The sequence below is a fragment of the Glycomyces luteolus genome (assembly GCF_027622875.1).
GTDB lineage: Bacteria > Actinomycetota > Actinomycetes > Mycobacteriales > Micromonosporaceae > Glycomyces > Glycomyces luteolus.
The window spans coordinates 179,261-200,561 of record NZ_JAPZVP010000006.1 but is presented as its reverse complement, the minus strand read 5'-3'; the positions used below and the strand labels follow the sequence as shown (position 1 = coordinate 200,561).

The window sequence follows — 21,301 nt, the reverse complement described above, 5'->3', positions numbered from 1 at the left end:
AATGGTGAAGATCCGCCCCGCTTCAGGCGGCGGCAAGATCGTCGAAGTCGAGCCCGAACGGCTTCCGAGGTGGGTCGCGAACTTCGCGACGCGCAACGGCGGCATCGCGAGCCATCACGCCGAAGGCGACGCCTGGACGATCGAATCGAACGAGGGAACGTCGGCCAGTGTCGTATGGACGCTGGCCGGCGGCCTGCCCGCGGGCTGGCTGCTCGACGACGACCCGCTCAAGGCCGCCGAGCACCTTCGCGACTACGCCCTCGAACCCCGCCGCATCGCAGTCTTGCTGGCCCGCAAGGGCGCGTACTCGGTCGGCATCATCGTCGACGGCCGCGTCACGGTCTCCAAGACCGACACCGCTTACGTCCAGGGCAAGACGAAAGCGGGCGGCCAGTCCCAGCAGCGCTTCGCGCGCAGGCGCGAAGGGCAGGCCCACGCCGCTGAGAAGCGCGCCCGGGACGCGGTCGTCGCCGTCCTCGGCAACGCCGACTTCGACGCCCTCGTGACCGGCGGCCCCGTGGAGGGCATCCTCGAAGACCCGAGGCTCGCGAAGCTCAAACCGGCGATCCACTTCGGCGACATCGCCGAACCCAAGCAGGCCCTCCTCACCGAGAACGCCTACCGCGCCATCGGCTTCGCCATCCGCATCGCTTGAGGCGCGGGGTCATTCGAGTGCGAGGCCGACCAGCCGCTCCGCGTGCAGGCGCGTCGAGTCGAAGACCGGGACCGGGCTGTCGGATTCGTCGACGAGCAGCGTGATCTCGGTGCAGCCGTAGATGATCCCCTCGCAGCCCTGCTCCGCGAGATCGGCCATGATCCGCCGGTAGGACGCCCGCGAGTCGTCCTCGGCCACGCCGAGCGTCAGCTCGCCGTAGATGATCTCGTGGACCGTCTCGCGGTCCCCGGAGGGCGGCACGATGACCTCGACGCCGTGCCGGGCCATCCGCTCGGCGTAGAAGCCCATCTCCATGGTGAAGCGGGTGGCGAGCAGCCCGACCCGCTCGATCCGGGCTGCCGTGATGCGCTCGGCAGTCGCGTCGACCAGGTGGACGAACGGCACCCGGGACACCGCTTCGATGCGGTCGGCGACAAGGTGCATCGTGTTGGTGCACAGGGCGATCATGTCGGCGCCGCCGCGTTCGAGGGCCGTCGCGGCCTCGGCAAGGACCTTCCCGGCTCGGTCCCAGTCATCGGCGCGCTGCATCGCCTCGATCTCCGCGAAGTCCACCGTGACCATGAGGCTGCGTGCATTGTGCTGCCCGCCCAGGCGGGTCCGGACGCCCTCGTTGATCAACCGGTAGTACTCCGCCGAGGACTCCCAGGACATGCCGCCGATGAGGCCGATGGTGCGCATCCGCTCATTCTCCACTCCGGGGCGCTACCGCGCCAGTGAGTAGCGGCCGAGAGCTCTTGGGATGCGAGGGGAGGTCGCCGCGGCGGCGGCACCCTCCCCTCCGCATCGCGGTCAGGGGGCGAAGGTGAGCGCGGTGGACCAGTTGCCGTTGATCTCGCCTTGCACTTTCATGTGGAGCAGCTGCATGGCCTCGAGGGTGGCGGCGTGCTTGCGGCCGCCGACGTCGATCGGGCGTAGGTCGGCGTCGGTGCAGAGGCTCGCGATCTGCTTGCGGGCGTCGCCGTCGTCCCCGGCGATGAAGACGTCGAGCTTTCCGGTGGTCGCTAGCCGGGACGCGAACGTGGTGTTGAAGGCCTTGACGACCTTCGCGCCCGGCGCGGCCTCGGCGATCTCGTCGGTCGCGGATTTGCCGGGCGGCGTGACGAGCCGGTCGAACGTCTCGTAGTCGACGGGGTTGCTGATGTCGACGATGATCTTGCCCGCGAGCCGGTCGGCCCAGACCTCGGCGATCTCCTTGCTGCCCTCGTAAGGCAGGGCGAGGATGACGACCTGGGCGCCGGCGGCGCTGTCGAGCGGCTCGCCGGAGGCGTTGTCGCCGAGCTCCGCCGCGAGGTCCGCGGCCTTGTCGGGTTCGCGGTGGGCGATGCGCACCTGGTGCCCGCCGCGCACGAGCCGCAGGCCGATGCCCCGGGCCATGCCGCCCGCTCCGACGATCAGTACTTCCATTGCTCCTCCTTGGTTTCCGGTCGGACAACTCGCTTACGGAAGGGTGTCGGCCCGGATCTGGTCAGCCGCGGTGTCGGGCTCCTCGGTCCGCGCGTCAGGTGCGCCGCGCAGGACGAGGTCCGGCAGGAACAGGGTCAGCACGATCGCGACGGCGGTGATGACCGCCGCGACGAGGAAGACGTCGTCCATGCCGTCGGTGAACGCCTGCTGCACGACCAGCCGCACCGGTTCCGGCAGGCCCTGGACGGCGGTGGGCGACTCGGTCAGCGCCGACAGGTCCGAGCCGCCGAACGCGGCGGCCTCTTGAGGGGAGAGCTGCGCGAGGGCCGCGGGGAGGTTCGCGGTGAGCTCGCGGTCGAGCGTCGCGTTCATGACCGCGCCGAGCACCGAGGTGCCGACCGCCCCGCCGAGGGTCCGCGCGAACGTGTTCGTACTGGTGGCGACGCCGAGGTCCGCCATCGACACGATGTTCTGCATCGCGAGCACCAAGGGCTGCATGAACATGCCCATGCCGAGGCCGAGGACCAGCAAGTACACGGCGCTCGTCGCCAGCGGCGTGTCCACGTGCACCTGCGTGAACAGCGACAGCCCGACGGTCGACACGACCGCGCCGCCCACCAGGAACCACTTGTAGCGACCCGCCTTGGAGATCACGAAGCCCGAGAGGATCGAGGTCGCGACCATGCCGACCATCATCGGCAGCATGAGCAGGCCCGACTTGGTGGGCGTGTAGCCGCGCACCATCTGGAAGAACAGCGGGATGTAGACGATCCCGGCGAACATGGCGATGCCGAAGACGAACCCGATCACCGAGGCGAGGCTGAACGTGCCCTGGTGGAACATCCGCAGCGGCAGGATCGGCTCCTCCGCGCGGGTCTCCACCACCAGGAACGCCGCGGTCAGCACCGCCGCGGCCGTGAACAGGCCGAGGATGACCCCGGAGGTCCACGCGTAGTCCTGGCCGCCCCAGGTCGTCGCCAGCAGCAGGCAGGTCACGGCCGGGACGAGGAACATCGCCCCGAGGTAGTCGATCTTGTGCTGCCGCGTCGGGATCGGGTGCTTGCGCAGCACCGCGTTGACGGCGACGAGCGCGACCAGGCCGGTGGGCAGGTTGATGTAGAAGATCCAGCGCCAGTCCACCTCGGCCAGCCAGCCGCCGAGCACCGGGCCCGCGACCGACGACAGCGCGAACACCGCGCCGAACAGGCCCTGGTACTTGCCGCGGTCGCGCGGCGGCAGCACGTCCGAGACGATGGTGAACGCCAGCGTCATGAGCCCGCCGGCGCCCACGCCCTGGAGGCCGCGGAACAGCACGAGCTGGAGCATGTTCTGCGACAGGCCCGCCAGTGCCGAGGACACCAGGAAGATCGTGATGGCCAGCAGGATGATCGGCCGCCGCCCGTAGAGGTCGGAGAGCTTGCCGTACAGCGGGGTGGTGGCCGCGGTCGCGATGAGGTAGGCGGTGACGACCCACGTGTAGTCGTCCATGCCGTTGAGGTCGCCCACGATCGTGGGCAGGGCCGTGCCGACGATCGTCTGGTCGAGCGCGGCCAGCAGCATGGTGAGCATGAGCGCGCTGAACAGCGTGAACAGTTCGCGGCCGCTGAGGCGCTGGCCGGTCCAGGCGTTGTCGTCGCTCATGCGCCTGAGCGTATGGCCCGCCTCCGCGGAGGCGGGCCGGAATGCCCCATTCGGGCCGTCTGTCAGACCTTCCGGTCGACGGCCCAGGAGCCGGCGGGGACGATCACGTGCCCGACCTGCTCTTCCTTGTCGGTGTGGTTGATGATGAACCGCCACTGGCCGCGGTCGACGACGTCGAGTCCGGGGCGGCCCGGGCCGCTGAGTTTCAGTTCCTCGAAGAGCCGGTCCCAGGCCTCGTCGACGAGCTTGCAGGAGACGTACCAGGCCTCGCCCTCGCCGAAGGGGTTGACGGTGACGGCGGGCTGGTTCTCGATGACGTCCCCGGTGGCGTACTGGGTGACGCACTGGGCGCCGCGCAGTTCGACGAGTTCGCAGAAGCGCTCGGCGGCCCCGAAGTTCCACAGGGCGCGCAGTTCGCCGGCGGGCTGGGGGAGGTGCTCGGTGACGCGGATGCCGAAGAGGTCGGTCATGCCGCCGAGGTAGCCGTCGAGCCACACCTGGCAGTGCTCGTCGACGGCGCCGGTGAGGTAGGAGGCGACGAGGCGCCCGCCCCCGGCGGTGAACCAGCGGAGGTTCTCGGCCCCGGCCCGGCTGAGCACGTAGGTGGTAGGGGCGATCACGGTCTTGTACTTGGAGAGGTCGCCTTCAGGGGCGACGAAGTCGGCGATGACGCCGCGGTCGCGCAGGACCCGGTGGATCTGGGCGACGTTCTCGAGGTAGTCGACCTGCCCGGGCAGGTGCACGCCGCCGTGGGTGGCCCACCAGGAGTCGGGGCTCCACAGGATCGCGACGTCGGTCTCGACGGGGGCCTCGACGGTGTGGGCGATGCTCGGGAGGGTGTTGCCGAATTCGGCGACTTCGCGGAACACGCGGGTGTTCTTGCCCGCGTGGGGGACCAGCGCGGAGTGCCACTGCTCGGCGCCGCCGCGTCCGGCGCGCCACTGGAAGAACATGGCGCCCTTGGAGCCGCGGCTGATGTGGATCATCGAGTGGCGGGCCATGCGCCCGGGGGCCTTGGCGATCCGGCCGTCCTTGGAGTGCAGGGTTCCGGCGGCCTGCTCCATGAGGAGCCAGTCGCCGCCGCCGGCCCAGGAGCGGCAGAGGTCGGCGTGGAAGGCGCTCTGCTGCTCGGCCCGCTCATCGGGCGCGGACGGGTACGAGTCGAACGCCACGACGTCCACTTCGGACGCCCATTTCCAGTGGTCGACCGGGACCCACTGCCCGAACACGAAGTTCGTGGTGATCGGGACCTCCGGGTTCGCGGCGCGGAGGATCTCGCGCTGCTCCTTGTAGTGCTCCAGCATCGCGTCGGAGGTGAAGCGCTTGAAGTCGAGCTCTTGAGCGGGGTTCTGGAGGTACTGGGTGGCGCGGGGCGCGAGGATCTGGTCCCACTCGCTGTAGTGCTGGCTCCAGAAGGAGCCCCACCAGGCGGCGTTCAGGGCGTCGAGGCTCTCGTACTTCGCCTGCAGCCAGAGGCGGAACGCCCGTTCGGCGTGCTCGGAGTACGTGGAGGAGCCGTACTCGTTGTGCACGTGCCACATCGCGAGCGCGGGGTGGTCGGCGTACCGCTCGGCGAGTTTCGCGGCGATGGTGCGCGAGGCCTCGCGGTAGGCGGGCGCGCAGATGTCGTAGGTGTCGCGGGAGCCGTGCACCTGGCGCACGCCGTCGGGGCGGGTGTTGAGCGCGTCGGGGTGGGCGAGGGTGAACCACGGCGGGGGCGAGGCGGTGGGGGTGGCGAGGTTGACGGCGATCCCCCCGGCGTGGAGCTTGCCGAGGACGGCATCGAGCCAGCCGAAGTCGTACTCGCCTTGGCGCGGTTCGAGTCTGGCCCACGAGAAGACGCCGACGCTGACGAGGTTGACGCCCGCCTCGCGCATGAGCATGACGTCGTCGTCCCAGACGTCCTCAGGCCACTGCTCGGGGTTGTAGTCGCCGCCGTAGCTCAGGCCTTCGACGCCTTTGGGCCAGTCCATGGGGTTCTCCTCGCGCGCATCGCACCGGCGCGGCGGGGGAGGCCGCGCCGGGGTCAATTAGTTGTCTGACAAAACTAACCGCATGTGGGTGGTTTCGCCAGCCTAATGCGAGCGGGAGTACCGTCCGTAAGGGCTCCGGTGGGGAGGCTACTGCGCTGCCGACAGCGCCTGGAAGCGCTCGGCGCGCAGCCGCTCCGGCCACGTGTCGTCGACCGGCGGCAGCTGCGACGGGTCCACCCCGATCGCCCACGCCAGCAGCAGGTCAGCGAGCTTCGGGTTGCGCGCCAGGCCCGGACCGTGCATGTACGTGCCGATCACGTGACCCGCCCACGCGCCCTCGGTCGCGCCGTCGTTCCCGATCCCGGCGGTGACCCGCGCGAGCGGCTGCACCGCCTCGCCCAGGTGCGTACGCCCGCCGTGGTTCTCGAATCCGGTGATCGGCCCGATCCCCAGCTGCGGCGCCGCCTCGCCCGCGATCTCGCCCACAGCCCGCGACGGGCCCCGGTCCGAGCGCAGGTCCAGGATGTTCAAGCCCTCGTACGCGCGGCCGTTGGCGTAGAACGACGCGCCCAGCAGCTGATACCCGGCGCAGATCGCGAGGATCGGCTTCCCCGCCTCGGCGGCCCGGTTCAGCGCGCCGTCCTGCAGCAGCCGGTCGGCCGCCACGGCCTGCGGGCCGTCCTCGCCGCCGCCGATCAGGTACATGTCCGCGGTGTGCGGGACGCGCTGGTCGCTGCGGACCTGCATGGGCTCCACGTCGATGCCCCGGGCGCGGGCCCGGTGGGCCAGCACCAGCAGGTTCCCCCGGTCGCCGTAGGTGGACAAGAGGTCGGGGTAGAGCCAGACGATGCGCAGGGTGCTCATAGCCACGATGGGACGCTCTCTCTCGCTAGTTGACCCGGTTGAATTCGGCGCGGATGTCCTGGAAGGCCGTGTAGTTCGCGACGACCTCCACTTGCCCCGGCGGCACCGCCGCGATCGCCGCCCTGATGTCGTCCACCACGATGAAGTCGACGCCGTCGACCTCCAGGCGCACGGCCAGGTCGGTGCGCCGGTCGCCCGTCACGACCACCTTGCGGCCCGCGAGCGACGTGAAGTCCACGTCGTAGATCCACGACGTGTCGAAGCCGTCCACCTCGCGCGCGTTCAGCGACAAGACCACCGGAGGGTTCGGCTCGATCATGTCGAACGACTCCAGCCACCCGGCTGGATTCTTCGCCAGCAGCAGCCGCAGCTGGCGGCCCTCCCGCTCGACCTTCGCGTACCGCCCGGCCACCGAAGCGACCTCCGAGAGGCGCGGCGCGGCCTGCGCCGGATCCACCCCGAACAGGCTCGCAACGGCCAGCGCCGTCGCGGCGTTCGCGCGGTTCACCCGGCCCGGCAGCTGCAGGTTCAGCTCGTAGCGGCGTCCGTCCGGGCCCACCACCGCCTCGCCCTCCTGCGCCACCGACCACTGCGGGCTCGGCCGGTTCAGGCCGCAGTTCGTGCAGCGCCAGAACTCGCCGAACCGGTCCAGGTGCGAACCGCAGTTCGGGCAGATCGCCGAGTCCGCCGTCCACGACTGGCCCGCCGCCACCCACACCACGCGCTGGCACACCGAGGCGGCCCACACGATGAGCGGGTCGTCCGCGTTCGCGACGATCGTCGACTGCCCGGCCGAAGTCTGCAGGGTCTGGCGCCACTTCGCCGCCAGCGCCGTGACCTCCATGGCCCGGTCGAGCTGGTCGCGCGAGAGGTTGAGCAGGGCCACGACCTTCGGGCTCGCCGCGTCCAGCAGCTGCCCCAGGTAGTGCTCGTCGCATTCGAGCGCGGCGTACTCCGCCTTGGGCGCCTTCGCCAGCGCGGTCGTGTGGCCCGTCGGCATGTTCGCGCCGAACGAGTTCGTGGCGACCTTCCCGATCGCCTCGATCGCGGCCGTCGTGAACCGGGTGGTCGTGGTCTTGCCGTTCGTGCCCGAGATGAGCACGACATGGCGGCCCTCGGCCAGCAGCTCCAGCAGCCGCGGCTCGACGATCAACCCGACGCGTCCGCCGATCACCGAGCCGTCGCCGCGGCCCGTGGCCCGCGAGAGCGCCGCCGCGGTCCTGAGGAGCGTGGTGGCGAATTTCGCGCGTGGGGTCAGATTCGCGCTCATGCGGGCTCGCTTTCAGCTTGATCGGAACCGGTGACTATGCACAAGAGTTTGTCACATGCGCACCGGAACCCGTGATGAGTGGCGGCGTTGCGTGAGGTGGACCGGGGATCGGCGACGCTTGCGGGCCGCCGATCGGCACGAGTGCTACCCGGGGCAGCGACGAACGCCGATGCGCCGCCCGCACCGGGCAGCGCGGACGCCCCCGGATCGCCTCCACTCCCCGCCACCCCTCGCTCCACAGTGATCGCACGGGCGCGCACTGTGCCCGTGACCGTCGCCCTCCGTGCCCGATGCGTCGCCGACAACCGGGTCCTCTTGGGCCGCTTGCCACCCGCGGTGGTGAAGGATGAACGGAATTCGCCTTCTGGGGCACGTGTTGCGCACTCGTCACTCCACTGTCCTCCACCAACCCTGACCAGCCCTAACGCCACGCCCACCACGGATGCCACGCGGAAACAACCCCCAAGGGTGGGGGAGAGTGGAGTAAGGTGGGGCGCAATGGTGGGGCCGTCGCCTCATCGACGCGGTCGGAGCGGCCGCGCAGCCTGAGAGTCACGGGGGGTGGCGCCGATGTTCCTCGGCACCCACAACCCGCGCCTGGACGACAAGGGCCGCGTCATCCTCCCCGCGAAGTTCAGGGAAGGACTGGCGGAAGGAGTCGTGATCACCAAGGGCCAGGAACGCTGCCTGTACGTGTTCCCCGAAACGGAGTTCACGCGCATCGCCCAAGCGCTCCAGCAGGCCCCCATGTCGAGCAAGACCGCCCGCGCTTACAGCCGGGTGTTCTTCGCCTCGGCCCACGACGAGGTCCCCGACAAGCAGGGGCGCGTCACCATCCCCCCGCGGCTGCGCGAATACGCCGGCCTCGACCGCGAACTCGCGGTCATCGGCGCCTCCAACCGCGTGGAGATCTGGAACACCCAGACCTGGGACGACTACCTGGAGGCCTCGGAAGAGGCCTTCGCCGACATCGAAGAGGGCGACCTGCCCGAAGGACTGTAGAGAAGGAGGTGAGCGGAATGAACGCACCGCACATCCCGGTGATGCTCGACGAAGTGCTGGAATACCTCGCGCCCGCCGCCTCGCGCCCCGGGGCGCTGGCCGTCGACGCGACCCTCGGCGCCGGAGGGCACACCGAGGCGCTGCTGACCGCCCACCCCGGCCTCACGGTCATCGGCGTCGACCGCGACCCCACCGCACTCGAACTCGCCTCCAAGCGCCTCGCCGACTTCGGCGAGCGCTTCATCCCGGCCCGCGCCGTCTACGACGAGATCCCGGAAGTCCTGGAGGACAACGGCTTCGCATCACTGGACGCCGTCCTGTTCGACCTCGGCGTCTCCTCGATGCAGCTCGACCAGGCCGACCGCGGCTTCGCCTACAGCCAGGACGCGCGCCTCGACATGCGCATGAACCCCGACGACCCGCTCACCGCCGAGATCGTCGTGAACACCTACGAGCCGGGCGACCTCGTGCGCATCCTGCGCGAGTACGGCGAGGAGAAGTTCGCGACCCGCGTCGTCTCCAGCATCGTCAAGGCCCGGGCCAAGGCCCCGATCACCTCCAGCAGCGCGCTGGCGGACCTGGTGCGGGACGCGATCCCGGCCGCGGCCCGCCGCACCGGCGGCAACCCCGCCAAGCGGACCTTCCAGGCCCTGCGGATCGAGGTCAACGGCGAGCTCGAGACCTGGGAGCGCGCACTGCCCGCGGCGCTCGACGTGATGGCCCCCGGCGGCCGCGTCGTCGTGCTCTCCTACCACTCGCTCGAAGACCGCATCACCAAGCAGGAGCTGGCCCGAAGGGCCACTTCCACCAGCCCGGCCGGCCTCCCCGTCGACCTCCCCGGAACCGAACCCACCTTTCGACTCCTCACGAAGAAGGCCCAGCAACCGACCCAGACCGAACTCGACCGCAATCCGCGCGCGGCGCCCGCCCGGCTCCGCGCCGCGGAACGCATCGCACCGTCCACAGGAGCAGGAGGCGCACCATGAGCGACCAGTACCGTCGCGCGCAAGCCGACCCCGACGAGATCATCAAGGCCGCCCGCCGGCGGGCCCGCGCCGCGTCTTCGCGACGCCGCGGCCTCGTCGGCGACGCCGATGACTCCGCGCCTGTGTTCGAGGGGAACCTCGCCGTCCAGCCCGCCACCGTCCCGGTCGAGGCGCCTCCGGCGGAGACCGAGACCCCGGCCGCGCCGCAGCGCGAGACCGTGGTGCTCCCGCGCACCCGGACTGAGACGAAGGCCAAGCCCGCGCCGGAGCCGGTGGAGGTGCCGCGCCCGGCGTTCGTCGGCGGCATCCTCGCGCTGGTGGTCGCCGGGATCTTCGGCCTGCTGGTGCTGAACACGGTCATCAACGAGGACGCCTACCGGCTGCAGGAGCTGCGGACCCAGGCCGGCGAGCTCGACCAGACCGAGCAGGCGCTCGAGGACGAGCTGTCGCACCTCGACACGCCGGTGTACCTCCAGGCCCAGGCGCAGCTGTACGGCATGGTGCACCCGGAGAAGGTGACCTTCCTGTACCTGCCCGGCGGCGAGACCGTCGAGGTGCCCTGGAACGAAGAGTAAGGACGTCGATGACCGAATCCGACCCCCGTCGACGGCGCGACCCCTCATCGATCAGTCGAGCGCGCCGTTACACGCCTCGCGGGCGCACCGTCCGCGAGGCGGCGGAGGGGTCCGAGGACAACCGGGCCCGGGAGAACGGGGCGCGCGACCGCGAGGCCGCGCGCCGCGAACGCAACCGGACCTCGCAGCAGCAGGAGGCCGACGACCTCGCGGCGCGCAGGCGCCGCGAGGCCGCGGCCCGCTCGCGCGAGCGCCGCCAGCGCGAGACCGGCACGATCACCGAGCCCCGCAGGCCCGAACCCGAACCGAAGCGCACCGCCGCCGACCGCTCGGAGCCGGTGCGCCGCACCGGGACCGTCCGTCCGGCGCCGACCAGGCGCACCGGTCCGGTCAACCCGCCGCGCCGCGGCGGACCGCGCGGCACGCTCCGTGCCACCGGGCCGATCGAGGTGCGGCCGCTCGCGAGCCTGCCGCGCATCGGCAACCCGCGGCGGCGGCTGCGCATGGCCGCGGCCTTCGTCATGATCCTGCTGCTCGTCTCGGGCGCCAGGCTCGTGCAGCTCCAGGTCACCGACTCAGCGGCCTACGCGGCGGAGGCCCTGAACCAGCGCCTCACGACCGAGCCGTTGCCCGCCGAGCGCGGCGCGATCCTCGACCGCAACGGCAACCGGCTCGCCTACTCGATCGAGGCGAACTACATCGCCGTCGATCCCGGCATGGTCAAGGGCGACCCCGCGGAGGTGGCCGCGACCCTGGCGCCGCTCCTGGGCCGGAAGGCCTCCGACATCGAACCGATCATCGCCACCAAGGAGACCGCGCAGGGCGAGGCGATCCGCTTCGCGTACCTGCAGCGCGGCGTCAGCCTCGAGGTCGGCGACCGGATCCGCGAGATGGAGAACCCGGGCCTCATCATCGGCGAGGACGAGAGCCGCATGGTCCCCGGACACGACTTGGCCGCCAACGTCATCGGCTTCACCGGCGGCGAAGGGAACGGCCTCGTCGGCCTGGAGGCCGCCTACGACGACTGGCTCTCGGGCGAGGACGGCGAGGTCTCGTACGAGCGCAGCCAGTCCGGCCAGCCGATCCCCGGCGCGTTCTACCGCGAGGAGGAAGCGGTGCCGGGCAACGACATCCAGCTCACCCTCGACGACAAGCTCCAGTTCCAGGTGCAGAACATCCTGCAGGAGACGGTGAAGGAGCACGACGCCGAGTTCGGCTCGGCGATGGTCATGGAGGTCGGCTCCGGCGAGATGCTGGCGATGGCCTCGACCCCGACCTACGACGCGGCCAACCCGTTCGACGTGGACGACCCCGAGGCGTACCGCGACTACGGCACTCAGGCCACTGTGGACCCGGGATCGATCCACAAGGCGATCGTGTTCGCCGCGGCCCTCGAGGAGGGCTGCATCGAGCCCGACGGCACGATGCCTCTCGAGCAGACGATCACCAAGGGCGACACCGTCTACAAGGACGGCTACGAGCACGGCGACGCGGTGCTCAGCCTCGCCGGGATCATCGCGCAGTCCTCGAACGTGGGCACCATCAAGCTCGCCGACTGCATCGGCAAGGAGAAGCTCTACGAGTACCAGCTCGCCTTCGGCCTCGGCCAGCCCACGGGCGTCGGGATCGCGGGCGAGGCCTCGGGCATCCTCCAGGAACCCCAGAACTGGTCGGGCACCTCGTACGGCTCGGTCCCGATCGGCCACGAGGGCACCACCACGATCATGCAGATGGCCGCGCTCTACGGCGCCATCGCCAACGACGGTGTCTACGTGCAGCCCACGCTCGTCGACCAGAAGATCGAGGCCGACGGCACCGTCGTGGAGCAGCCCGAACCCGAGACGCACCGCGTCATCTCCAAGGAGACCGCCGAGAACCTCCAGTACCTGCTGCAGGCGCCCATCGCGGCCGAGACCGGCACGGGCCGCAACGCGGCGCTCGAGAACTACCACCTGGCCGGCAAGACCGGCACCGGCAGCCTCGTCGTCGACGGCGCGTACGCGCCCGGCAACATCACCTCGTTCGTGGGATTCGCCCCGGCCGAGGATCCGCAGTACGTGGTGGCCGTGAGCGTCTACGTTCCCGGCGGTGGCGGCGGCGGTTCCACCACGGGCGAGGCGTTTAAGGAGATCAACGAGTTCGCCTTGGGGTACTTCGGGGTTCGCCCCGCGACCGAGCCCGCGCCGGAGTTCGACGTCTGGGGGTGACGCTTCTCCGAAGTTCTCCGCGAGCGGGAATCGGGGGTCGGCCCAGGGCGTTAGCATCGAAGGCGTCAAGGAAGAAGGAGCCGATTGTTTTGAACGTTGACCCTTGGGCACTGTGCGAGGTCCTGGCGGAACCGGCCGAGGCGCGGGGAGCGGTGCTGCTGCACTTCCTCGACGGGTTCATGGACGCAGGCCAAGCGGGTCGCGGGGTGGTGGACCACCTGTTCAAGACCTGCGAGCACACCCCGGTCGCGTCGTTCGACGTGGACCAGCTCATCGACTACCGCTCCCGGCGGCCCAACCTCACGTTCTCGATCGACCGCTGGTCGGACTTCGAGGCCCCGCAGCTGGTGGTGTACCTGATGCGGGACGCGGCGGACAAGCCGTTCCTGCTCATGACGGGCCCTGAGCCCGACTTCGCCTGGGAACGCTTCGTGGACTCGGTGGAGGACCTGGTCGAGCACTGGCATGTGCCGCTCACCCTGGGCTTCCAGGGCATCCCGATGGGGGTGCCGCACACCCGGCCGCTCGGCATGACCGTGCACGCCACCCGGCCCGAACTCGTCTTCGACAACCGCCCGGTGTTCAACGAGGTCACGGTCCCCGGCAACGCCGCGGGGCTGCTGGAGTACCGCCTCGGCGAGTCCGGCCGCGACGCGATCGGCCTCTCGGTGCACGTGCCGCATTACGTCATGCAGATGACCTACCCGGCCGCCTCGCTGCGCCTCCTCGAGGGCATCCGCGAGGCCACCGGCCTCGACCTGCCCTCCGACGAGGAGCTGGAAGTCGAACGCGCGCAAGTGGATTCGGACATCGCCGAGCAGGTCGCCGAATCCGAGGAGGTCGCCGACGTGGTGAAGACCCTTGAGGAGCAGTACGACTCGTTCACCGAGGCCGCCGAGGCCGACGAGATGCTCCAGGACGGCCGGATGCCGACCGCCGACGAACTCGGAGCGGCGTTCGAGCACTTCTTGGCCGAGCGCCAGCGAGGCGAGGACGACAAGTAGCGCCTCGTGGTGCGCGGCAAGCGCGACGGCGACCGAATAACAGCGGAAAGCGGGCCCGACCGGAAGGTCGGGCCCGCTTTCCGCGTTCAGGGCTTACTTGCCGTGCTTGGCCTTCGAAGCGCTCCGGCCGCGCTCCTTCTGGTCCAGGACGACCTTGCGGATGCGGACGGTGTCCGGGGTGATCTCCACGCACTCGTCCTCGCGGCAGAACTCCAGGGACTGCTCCAGCGACAGCGCGCGCGGCGGGACCACGTTCTCGGTCGAGTCCGCCGAGGCGGCGCGCATGTTGGTGAGCTTCTTCTCCTTGGTGATGTTGACGTCCATGTCGTCGGAGCGCGAGTTCTCGCCGACGATCATGCCCTCGTACACCTCGGTGGTCGGGCCCACGAACAGCGTGCCGCGCTCCTGCAGGTTGATCATCGCGAAGGCGGTGACGGCCCCGGCGCGGTCGGCCACCAGCGAGCCGTTGTTGCGGGTCTTGAGCTCGCCGAACCACGGCTCGTGCTTCTCGTAGATCGAGTGCGCGATGCCGGTGCCGCGGGTCTGCGTCAGGAACTCGGTCCGGAAGCCGATGAGACCGCGCGAGGGCACCAGCCACTCCATGCGGATCCAGCCCGAACCGTGGTTCGTCATGGTCTCCATGCGGCCCTTGCGGGTCGCCATGAGCTGCGTGATCGCGCCCAGGTGCTCCTCGGGGGAGTCGATGGTCAGGCGCTCGACCGGCTCGTGGGTCTTGCCGTCGATCTGCTTGGTGACGACCTCGGGCTTGCCGACGGTGAGCTCGAAGCCCTCGCGGCGCATCTGCTCGACCAGGATCGCGAGGGCCAGCTCGCCGCGGCCCTGCACCTCCCAGGCGTCGGGGCGCTCGGTCGGGAGGACCCGGAGCGAGACGTTGCCGACCAGTTCGCGGTCGAGGCGGTCCTTCACCAGGCGGGCGGTGACCTTGTGGCCCTTGCCGCCCTTGCCGACCAGCGGCGAGGTGTTGGTGCCGATGGTCATCGAGATCGCCGGCTCGTCGACGGTGATGAGCGGCAGCGCGATCGGGTTCTCCGGGTCGGCGAGGGTCTCGCCGATCATGATGTCCGGGATGCCCGCGATGGCGCAGATGTCGCCGGGGCCGGCCTTCTCGGCGGGCTTGCGGGTGAGCGCCTCGGTCATCATGAGCTCGGTGATGCGCACGTTCTGCTGGGTGCCGTCGCGCTTGATCCAGGTGACGGTCTGGCCCTTGCGCAGCTCGCCCTCCATGACGCGGCACAGCGCGATGCGGCCGAGGAAGTTGTCGGCGTCGAGGTTCGTGACGTGGGCCTGGAGCGGCTTCGCCTCGTCGTACTCGGGTGCGGGCACGTGCTCGATGATGGTGTCGAAGAACGGCTTGAGGCTGTCGGAGTCCTCGGGAACGGTGCCGTCCTTGGGCTTGTTCAGCGAGGCGACGCCGTCGCGGGCGCAGGCGTAGACGATCGGGAACTCGATCTGGTCCTCGTCGGCGTCCAAGTCCAGGAACAGGTCGTAGGTCTCGTTGACGACCTCGTCGATGCGGGCGTCCGGACGGTCGGTCTTGTTGATGCACAAGATGACCGGCAGGCGCGCGGTGAGCGCTTTGCGGAGCACGAAGCGGGTCTGCGGGAGCGGACCCTCCGAGGCGTCGACCAGGAGCACGACGGCGTCGACCATGGACAGGCCGCGCTCGACCTCGCCGCCGAAGTCGGCGTGGCCCGGCGTGTCGATGATGTTGATGACCATCTGGGAGCCGTCGGCCGGGTTGGTGTAGTGGACCGCGGTGTTCTTCGCGAGGATCGTGATGCCCTTCTCGCGTTCAAGGTCACCGGAGTCCATGACGCGGTCGTCGACGGCGGCACCCTCGCGGAAGGCGCCGGCCTGCTTGAGCATGGCGTCGACGAGCGTGGTCTTGCCGTGGTCGACGTGGGCGACGATGGCGATGTTGCGCAGATCAGAGCGTGTAGACACGACGACCATTGTCGCTTAAGCACGAGAGGGACCTGGCGTCAACCCAGGTGATCGCGGACACCAGAAACCTCGTCCGATGCCTGAAGTTTGTTCACATTGAGCCTTTCAATGACAGAAAATCCCTCATTATCTAGGCTGCCCACTATGGGCGTATTCCAAATATACATCCGGTTCGTTACGGTTCTCGCGCTCGCCGCCGGGGTGATCCTCGTCGGCGCGGCCCCCGGACAGGCCAAGATCACCGGTGCGATCATCGCCACCGAAGGCGGCACGCTGAACGTCCGCACCGGCCCGGCCACGGACCAGAAGACCGCCGGGACCCTCGCCAACGGCGCGAACCCCGAGGTGTTCTGCATGGTCCGCGGCGAGGAGATCAGCGGTTACGTCCGCACCACGTCAACCTGGCTGCGCATCGGCAAGAACCGCTGGATCTCCAACTCGTACGTCAACTGGTCGCCCCCGCAGCCCGTGCCGTGGTGCTCCGCCGCCACGAAGGCCGCCACCAACGCCATGGTCAGCACCGACGGCGGCGAACTCAACATCCGCGCCGCCGCGAACTCGACCTCCGACAGGCAGGGCACCTTCGCCAACGGCACCGGGATCTCCGTCAAATGCCAGGTCTGGGGCCAGGAGGTCACCGGCCCCGCCCGCAAGACGGGCGCCTGGTACCTGATCGGCGACAAGCGCTACGTCTCCGCCGCCTACATCAAGTGGAGCGCCGGCGAGCCGTGGCTGCCCTGGTGCGGCCAGGCCCCGCCCGCGGTCCCGCGCGGCGGCACCGCGGGCTTCATCGACGCGCACGCTTCCGCCGCGCAGGCCAGCGACCGCGCCACCGGCGTGCCCGCCTCGGTGACCATCGCGCAGGCGATCCTCGAATCCGGTTGGGGCAAGGGCGCACTGGCCCGCGAGGACCACAACCTGTTCGGCATGAAGTGCTTCGGCTCGCCCGGCGACCACGCCATCGGCTGCCGCGACTACGCCACCTTCGAGTGCAGTCCGACCGGCGGCTGCTTCGACATGGACGCGACGTTCCGCGCTTACAGGAACGTGGCCGACTCCTACCGCGACCACGGCGACCTGCTCGCGAACTGGTCCCGCTACGCCACCGCCATGGACCACGCGGACGACGCGAAGCGCTTCGCCCGAGAGATCCACAAGGCCGGCTACGCGACCGACCCGCAGTACTCGGACAAGCTCATCGGGATCATGGACGACTACGACCTCTACCGGTTCGACTGAACCGGACGGGTCACCCACAAGGCTTGATTCCTGCCATCGAAGGCGGGTCCGGTCAAGGCGGCGGCATTCTCGGCGAAACTCGCGAGCCATGCATGCGCGCCGCCACCGGGCCCGCTTTCGTATGCGTGGAGCCTGAGTCAAAGGTCACATCGGCGTACGAATCCGCACTACGCGGGGGAGTAGCCTCGTAGGGCGGCCCTCCTTCGAACAGCGGGGCTCCCAGAACTGTCGGACCCGAACGTTAGATTCCCACCGTGGCCAACGAGCACCTTCTGATCGACACCGAAACTCCCGAATCCGGACCTCAGCGCTCCGCTTCCGAACGACACGCAGCGGGCACCATCGTCGTGCGCGGCGCGCGCGAGCACAACCTCAAGGACGTCGACCTCGACCTCCCGCGCGACTCGCTCATCGTCTTCACCGGCCTGTCCGGCTCGGGCAAGTCCTCCCTGGCGTTCGACACGATCTTCGCGGAAGGCCAGCGCCGCTACGTCGAATCGCTCTCGGCCTACGCCCGCCAGTTCCTCGGCCAGATGGACAAGCCCGATGTCGACTTCATCGAAGGCCTGTCCCCGGCGGTGTCGATCGACCAGAAGTCCACCTCCCGCAACCCGCGGTCGACGGTGGGCACGATCACCGAGATCTACGACTACCTGCGCCTCCTCTACGCCCGCATCGGCGTCCCGCACTGCCCGCAGTGCGGCGAGGCCATCGTCAGCCAGTCGCCGCAGCAGATCACCGACCAGATCATGGCGATGCCCGAGGGCACCCGCTTCCAGGTCCTCGCCCCGGTGGTGCGCAAGCGCAAGGGCGAGTTCGTGGACCTCTTCGGCGACCTCCAGCAGCAGGGCTACGCCCGCGCCCGGGTCGACGGCGAGGTGTACGCACTCACCGACGTGCCGAAGCTGAAGAAGCAGGAGAAGCACGACATCGACGTGGTCATCGACCGCCTCGCCGTCAAGGCCTCCGCGATCCAGCGCGTCACCGACTCGGTCGAGTCCGCGCTCGGGCTCGCCGACGGGGTCGTGGTGCTCGACTTCGTCGACGTCCCCGAGGACGACCCGAACCGCACCCGCCGCTTCTCCGAGAAGCTCGCGTGCCCCAACGACCACCCGCTCTCGCTCGACGAACTCGAGCCGCGAACCTTCTCCTTCAACGCGCCCTTCGGCGCCTGCCCGGTGTGCCACGGCCTCGGCGTGCGCAAGGAGGTCGACCCGGAGCTCGTGATCCGCGACCAGGAGTCGAGCATCCGCGACGGCGCGCTCGCGCCCTGGTCCTCGGTCGGCATGGGGGACTACTTCCTGTTCCAGATCGTCGCCCTCGGCGAGGCGGTCGGCTTCGACGTCGACACCCCCTGGGCCGACCTCCCGGCCCGGGCGCAGAAGGCCGTGCTCTACGGCTACGGCGAGACCCTGCAGGTCTCCTACCGCAACAAGCGCGGCCAGCGCCGCTCCTACGAGACGCGCTTCGAAGGCGTCGTGCCGTGGGTCGAGCGCCGCCACCACGAGACCGACTCCGAGTGGACCCGCGAGAAGTACGAGCAGTTCATGCGGGAGATCCCGTGCTCGACATGCGAGGGGACCCGGCTCAAGCCCGAGGTCCTGGCGGTCACCGTGGAGGGCCTGTCCATCCACGAGGTCTGCACGCTCTCGGTCGCGGACTGCTCGGTGTTCTTCGACGCGCTGAAGCTCTCGAACCGCGACTCGATGATCGCCGCGCCGATCGTCAAGGAGGTCAAGGCCCGCCTGCAGTTCCTGCTCGACGTCGGCCTCGACTACCTGACGCTCGCGCGCGCCGCAGGGAGCCTCTCGGGCGGTGAGGCCCAGCGCATCCGGCTCGCCACGCAGATCGGCGCGGGCCTCGTGGGCGTCCTGTACGTGCTCGACGAGCCTTCGATCGGCCTGCACCAGCGCGACAACAACCGGCTCATCGCGACCCTGGAGCGGCTGCGGGACCTCGGCAACACGCTCATCGTCGTCGAGCACGACGAGGACACCATCCGCGTCGCCGACCACATCGTCGACATCGGCCCCGGCGCGGGCGAGCACGGCGGCCACGTCATCTACTCCGGACCGGTCGCCGGCCTCACCGAGGCCGATGGCTCCATCACCGGCGACTACGTGTCCGGCCGCAAGCACATCCCGGTGCCCGAGCAGCGCCGCCCGGCCGACCACGGCCGCGAACTGGTCGTCAAGGGCGCCAGGGAGAACAACCTCAAGGGCATCGACGCGGCCTTCCCGATGGGCTGCCTCGTCTCGGTCACCGGCGTCTCCGGCTCCGGCAAGTCCACGCTCGTGAACGAGATCCTCTACAACACCCTCGCGGCCGAGGTCAACGGCGCGAAGATCGTCGCGGGACGGCACCGCACGATCACCGGCATCGACGGGGTCGACAAGGTCGTGGGCGTCGACCAGTCGCCGATCGGGCGCACCCCGCGCTCGAACCCGGCCACGTACACCGGCGTGTTCGACAAGGTCCGCAAGCTCTTCTCGGGCACACCCGAGGCGAAGGTGCGCGGCTGGGGCCCGGGCCGGTTCTCCTTCAACGTCAAGGGCGGGCGCTGCGAGGCGTGCAGCGGCGACGGCACGCTCAAGATCGAGATGAACTTCCTGCCCGACGTGTACGTGCCGTGCGAGGAGTGCGGCGGCGCCCGCTACAACCGGGACACGCTCAAGGTCCACTACCGCGGCAAGACCATCTCCGACGTGCTCGACATGCCCATCGAGGAGGCCGCCGACTTCTTCGAGCCGATCCAGACGATCCACCGGCACCTGAAGACGCTCAACGACGTCGGACTCGGCTACGTGCGGCTCGGCCAGCCCGCGCCGACCCTGTCCGGCGGCGAGGCGCAGCGCGTGAAGCTCGCGTCCGAGCTGCAGAAGCGCTCGACCGGCAAGACCGTGTACATCCTGGACGAGCCGACCACCGGTCTGCACTTCGAGGACGTGCGCAAGCTCCTCGGGGTCCTCGACGGCCTGGTCGACAAGGGCAACACCGTGATCACCATCGAGCACAACCTCGAAGTGATCAAATGCTCCGACTGGGTCATCGACCTCGGCCCCGAAGGCGGCGACAAGGGCGGCACGCTCGTCGCGGCGGGCACGCCCGAAGAGGTCGCGGCGATCGCGGCCAGCCACACCGGCGCGTACCTCCGCCCGCTGCTCGGCCTCGACGGCAAGGGCAACGGCGACGGTGCCGCCGCGCGCAGGGCCAAGGCGGGCAACGGCCGCAAGACCGCCGCGAAGCGGTAGTCCGGGCCGCCTCGCTCCCGCGGTGCCCCAACGGCTTCCCGCGGCACTGCCGCCGCATCCCCGGTGACCCTGCGCCCCAACTCAACCCGACCACCGCGGGCCCCGCGCCCGACCGCGCCCGCGTCGCTCCCGTATTCCGCCCCAACGGAATGCGAGCATCGCAGCGTGCTCTTCCCCGGTGCTCTCTATATCGGCGCGGCCACGGCCGCCCTCCTCGCGGGCCCAGGCCTCGGCCGCTGCGTCGCCCTGGCGACCGACCGCCATCCCGACCCGCGCCTCGTCAAGAGCGTGAGCCTCGCTGTAGCCCTCCTGATCGCCTGGCGCGCAGACGGACTGCTGCACGGGGTCGCACTCGGCACAGTCGCCGCGGTCGGCATCGCGGCGGGCTGGATCGACGTCTACCAGCGACGCCTGCCCGACGTGCTCATCCTGCCCGCCTACCCCCTCGCGGGAGCGCTGCTCATCGCCACCGGCGACCCGGACATGCTGCTGCGGGCCGTCGCCTGCGCCGCGATCGCCATGGCGCTGTACGGCATCGGCTGCGCGACCGGCCAGATCGGCTTCGGCGACGTCAAGCTCGCGGGGCTGCTCGGCCTCGTCACCGGCTGGGCCGCTTGGGAAGCGGCGGCCCTGGCGCTCGCGGCCGCGATCCTCTTCGGAGGAGGCCAGGCGGTCGCCGTCATGGCCATGGGCCGCAAGGACTTCCCCTACGGCCCGGCGATGCTCACCGGAGCCGCCGCGGCCATCGCGACGGAGCCGTGGATCTTCTGGTGAGGTGAAGGCCCGCTTTCCAGGACGTTCGAGCCTGATGAGTCTGGTTTGTCGATTCCCTATATCCGACACGACCCAGTCGTTATATTCGGGGCTGGCTCGCTACAAAAGGGTCAATATCGACACCGACACTGAGAGGTGACCATGATTCGTTTCATCGCCAGAACCGCCATCGCGGCCGGAGCCGCTGGAATGCTCGCCGCCGGGGTGGCGACACCCGTGTTCGCGGCCGGCACCGTCGAGTCCGGCGAGCCGAGCAGCGTGCTGTCCGCGGTGGTGGGTGGCGCGGACGACATCGTCGCGTCGGTCGTCGGCGCTGACGTTCTCAACCTCGACAAGCTCGTCGCGGTCGACTAGCGCTCAAGCAGAGGGGCGGCCGCTTTCGATACCGGCGGCCGCCCCTCGCCGCGGCCGGGCGCCGCGGCCCGGGCCCGCCCGAGGGCAGGGGGGCGCGGAGGGGACCCACCCGGGGG

17 protein-coding genes are annotated in these 21,301 nt (G+C 69.9%); 10 read left to right on the top strand and 7 right to left on the bottom strand.

From position 1 onward, the window contains the following. Position 1: 1 nt before the first annotated feature. Positions 2-655, top strand: coding sequence for an acVLRF1 family peptidyl-tRNA hydrolase (locus O1R50_RS09765; RefSeq protein WP_270109804.1), 654 nt, complete (start codon positions 2-4; stop codon positions 653-655). A gap of 9 nt (positions 656-664) precedes the next feature. Here the strand turns inward: O1R50_RS09765 and O1R50_RS09760 are convergent, their stop codons facing one another. From O1R50_RS09760 to O1R50_RS09735, 6 genes are all read right to left on the bottom strand, one after another. Further along, positions 665-1,354 carry an aspartate/glutamate racemase family protein gene (locus O1R50_RS09760; protein ID WP_270109803.1) on the bottom strand — a complete coding sequence of 230 codons (690 nt, stop codon included), beginning with the start codon at positions 1,352-1,354 and terminating at the stop codon, positions 665-667. A gap of 111 nt (positions 1,355-1,465) precedes the next feature. Further along, complete coding sequence (locus O1R50_RS09755) at positions 1,466-2,080, bottom strand: NADPH-dependent F420 reductase (protein WP_270109802.1); 615 nt, start codon at positions 2,078-2,080, stop codon at positions 1,466-1,468. Between the two features lie 33 nt (positions 2,081-2,113). Beyond that, positions 2,114-3,721, bottom strand: a complete 1,608-nt coding sequence (locus tag O1R50_RS09750) for an MDR family MFS transporter (protein ID WP_270109801.1) — start codon at positions 3,719-3,721, stop codon at positions 2,114-2,116. A gap of 62 nt (positions 3,722-3,783) precedes the next feature. Further along, positions 3,784-5,694, bottom strand: coding sequence for a beta-galactosidase (locus O1R50_RS09745; protein WP_270109800.1), 1,911 nt, complete (start codon positions 5,692-5,694; stop codon positions 3,784-3,786). Between the two features lie 147 nt (positions 5,695-5,841). Next, entirely contained in the window at positions 5,842-6,558 is a 717-nt protein-coding gene (locus O1R50_RS09740) for a type 1 glutamine amidotransferase (RefSeq protein WP_270109799.1), read from the bottom strand. Between the two features lie 25 nt (positions 6,559-6,583). Then, positions 6,584-7,828, bottom strand: coding sequence for a Mur ligase family protein (locus O1R50_RS09735; RefSeq protein ID WP_270109798.1), 1,245 nt, complete (start codon positions 7,826-7,828; stop codon positions 6,584-6,586). Positions 7,829-8,398: 570 nt separating this feature from the next. Here O1R50_RS09735 and mraZ point away from each other — a divergent pair. The 5 genes from mraZ (at position 8,399) to O1R50_RS09710 (ending at position 13,602) form a co-directional block, all read left to right on the top strand. Then, entirely contained in the window at positions 8,399-8,830 is a 432-nt protein-coding gene (mraZ, locus tag O1R50_RS09730; RefSeq protein WP_270109927.1) for a division/cell wall cluster transcriptional repressor MraZ, read from the top strand. A gap of 17 nt (positions 8,831-8,847) precedes the next feature. Further along, positions 8,848-9,816 (top strand): 16S rRNA (cytosine(1402)-N(4))-methyltransferase RsmH, encoded by a 969-nt coding sequence (gene rsmH / locus O1R50_RS09725; RefSeq protein WP_270109797.1) that lies wholly within the window; start codon positions 8,848-8,850, stop codon positions 9,814-9,816. After that, a complete protein-coding gene (locus tag O1R50_RS09720) occupies positions 9,813-10,391 on the top strand; it encodes a hypothetical protein (RefSeq protein WP_270109796.1) in 579 nt (192 codons plus the stop codon). Before rsmH ends, O1R50_RS09720 begins: the two co-directional genes overlap by 4 nt. 8 nt (positions 10,392-10,399) lie before the next feature. Further along, positions 10,400-12,598 (top strand): peptidoglycan D,D-transpeptidase FtsI family protein, encoded by a 2,199-nt coding sequence (locus tag O1R50_RS09715; protein WP_270109795.1) that lies wholly within the window; start codon positions 10,400-10,402, stop codon positions 12,596-12,598. A gap of 89 nt (positions 12,599-12,687) precedes the next feature. Continuing rightward, a complete protein-coding gene (locus O1R50_RS09710; protein WP_270109794.1) occupies positions 12,688-13,602 on the top strand; it encodes a proteasome assembly chaperone family protein in 915 nt (304 codons plus the stop codon). A 93-nt stretch (positions 13,603-13,695) separates the two neighbouring features. Here the strand turns inward: O1R50_RS09710 and typA are convergent, their stop codons facing one another. Next, positions 13,696-15,567, bottom strand: a complete 1,872-nt coding sequence (gene typA / locus O1R50_RS09705; RefSeq protein WP_270109793.1) for a translational GTPase TypA — start codon at positions 15,565-15,567, stop codon at positions 13,696-13,698. 144 nt (positions 15,568-15,711) lie between these two features. Here typA and gsmA point away from each other — a divergent pair, with 144 nt between their 5' ends. The 4 genes from gsmA to O1R50_RS09685 all read left to right on the top strand — a co-directional run bounded on the left by gsmA (position 15,712) and on the right by O1R50_RS09685 (position 21,185). After that, complete coding sequence (gsmA, locus tag O1R50_RS09700; RefSeq protein WP_270109792.1) at positions 15,712-16,806, top strand: sporangiospore maturation cell wall hydrolase GsmA; 1,095 nt, start codon at positions 15,712-15,714, stop codon at positions 16,804-16,806. A 341-nt stretch (positions 16,807-17,147) separates the two neighbouring features. Continuing rightward, positions 17,148-20,057 (top strand): excinuclease ABC subunit UvrA, encoded by a 2,910-nt coding sequence (uvrA, locus tag O1R50_RS09695; RefSeq protein WP_408612668.1) that lies wholly within the window; start codon positions 17,148-17,150, stop codon positions 20,055-20,057. Between the two features lie 165 nt (positions 20,058-20,222). Further along, on the top strand, positions 20,223-20,831 hold the full coding sequence (locus O1R50_RS09690) for a prepilin peptidase (protein ID WP_270109789.1): 609 nt from the start codon (positions 20,223-20,225) through the stop codon (positions 20,829-20,831). A 141-nt stretch (positions 20,832-20,972) separates the two neighbouring features. Then, positions 20,973-21,185, top strand: coding sequence for a hypothetical protein (locus O1R50_RS09685; RefSeq protein WP_270109788.1), 213 nt, complete (start codon positions 20,973-20,975; stop codon positions 21,183-21,185). The last annotated feature ends 116 nt before the right edge of the window (positions 21,186-21,301 follow it).

Excerpts from the sequence above, each read along its gene's own strand:
- O1R50_RS09760 (WP_270109803.1), bottom strand. The coding sequence starts at position 1,354 with ATGCGCACCATCGGCCTCATCGGCGGCATGTCCTGGGAGTCCTCGGCG.
- rsmH (WP_270109797.1), top strand. The coding sequence starts at position 8,848 with ATGAACGCACCGCACATCCCGGTGATGCTCGACGAAGTGCTGGAATAC.
- O1R50_RS09750 (WP_270109801.1), bottom strand. The coding sequence starts at position 3,721 with ATGAGCGACGACAACGCCTGGACCGGCCAGCGCCTCAGCGGCCGCGAA.
- O1R50_RS09735 (WP_270109798.1), bottom strand. The coding sequence starts at position 7,828 with ATGAGCGCGAATCTGACCCCACGCGCGAAATTCGCCACCACGCTCCTC.
- O1R50_RS09715 (WP_270109795.1), top strand. The coding sequence starts at position 10,400 with ATGACCGAATCCGACCCCCGTCGACGGCGCGACCCCTCATCGATCAGT.
- O1R50_RS09745 (WP_270109800.1), bottom strand. The coding sequence starts at position 5,694 with ATGGACTGGCCCAAAGGCGTCGAAGGCCTGAGCTACGGCGGCGACTAC.
- O1R50_RS09720 (WP_270109796.1), top strand. The coding sequence starts at position 9,813 with ATGAGCGACCAGTACCGTCGCGCGCAAGCCGACCCCGACGAGATCATC.
- gsmA (WP_270109792.1), top strand. The coding sequence starts at position 15,712 with ATGGGCGTATTCCAAATATACATCCGGTTCGTTACGGTTCTCGCGCTC.
- mraZ (WP_270109927.1), top strand. The coding sequence starts at position 8,399 with ATGTTCCTCGGCACCCACAACCCGCGCCTGGACGACAAGGGCCGCGTC.
- O1R50_RS09740 (WP_270109799.1), bottom strand. The coding sequence starts at position 6,558 with ATGAGCACCCTGCGCATCGTCTGGCTCTACCCCGACCTCTTGTCCACC.
- O1R50_RS09755 (WP_270109802.1), bottom strand. The coding sequence starts at position 2,080 with ATGGAAGTACTGATCGTCGGAGCGGGCGGCATGGCCCGGGGCATCGGC.
- O1R50_RS09765 (WP_270109804.1), top strand. The coding sequence starts at position 2 with ATGGTGAAGATCCGCCCCGCTTCAGGCGGCGGCAAGATCGTCGAAGTC.
- O1R50_RS09685 (WP_270109788.1), top strand. The coding sequence starts at position 20,973 with ATGATTCGTTTCATCGCCAGAACCGCCATCGCGGCCGGAGCCGCTGGA.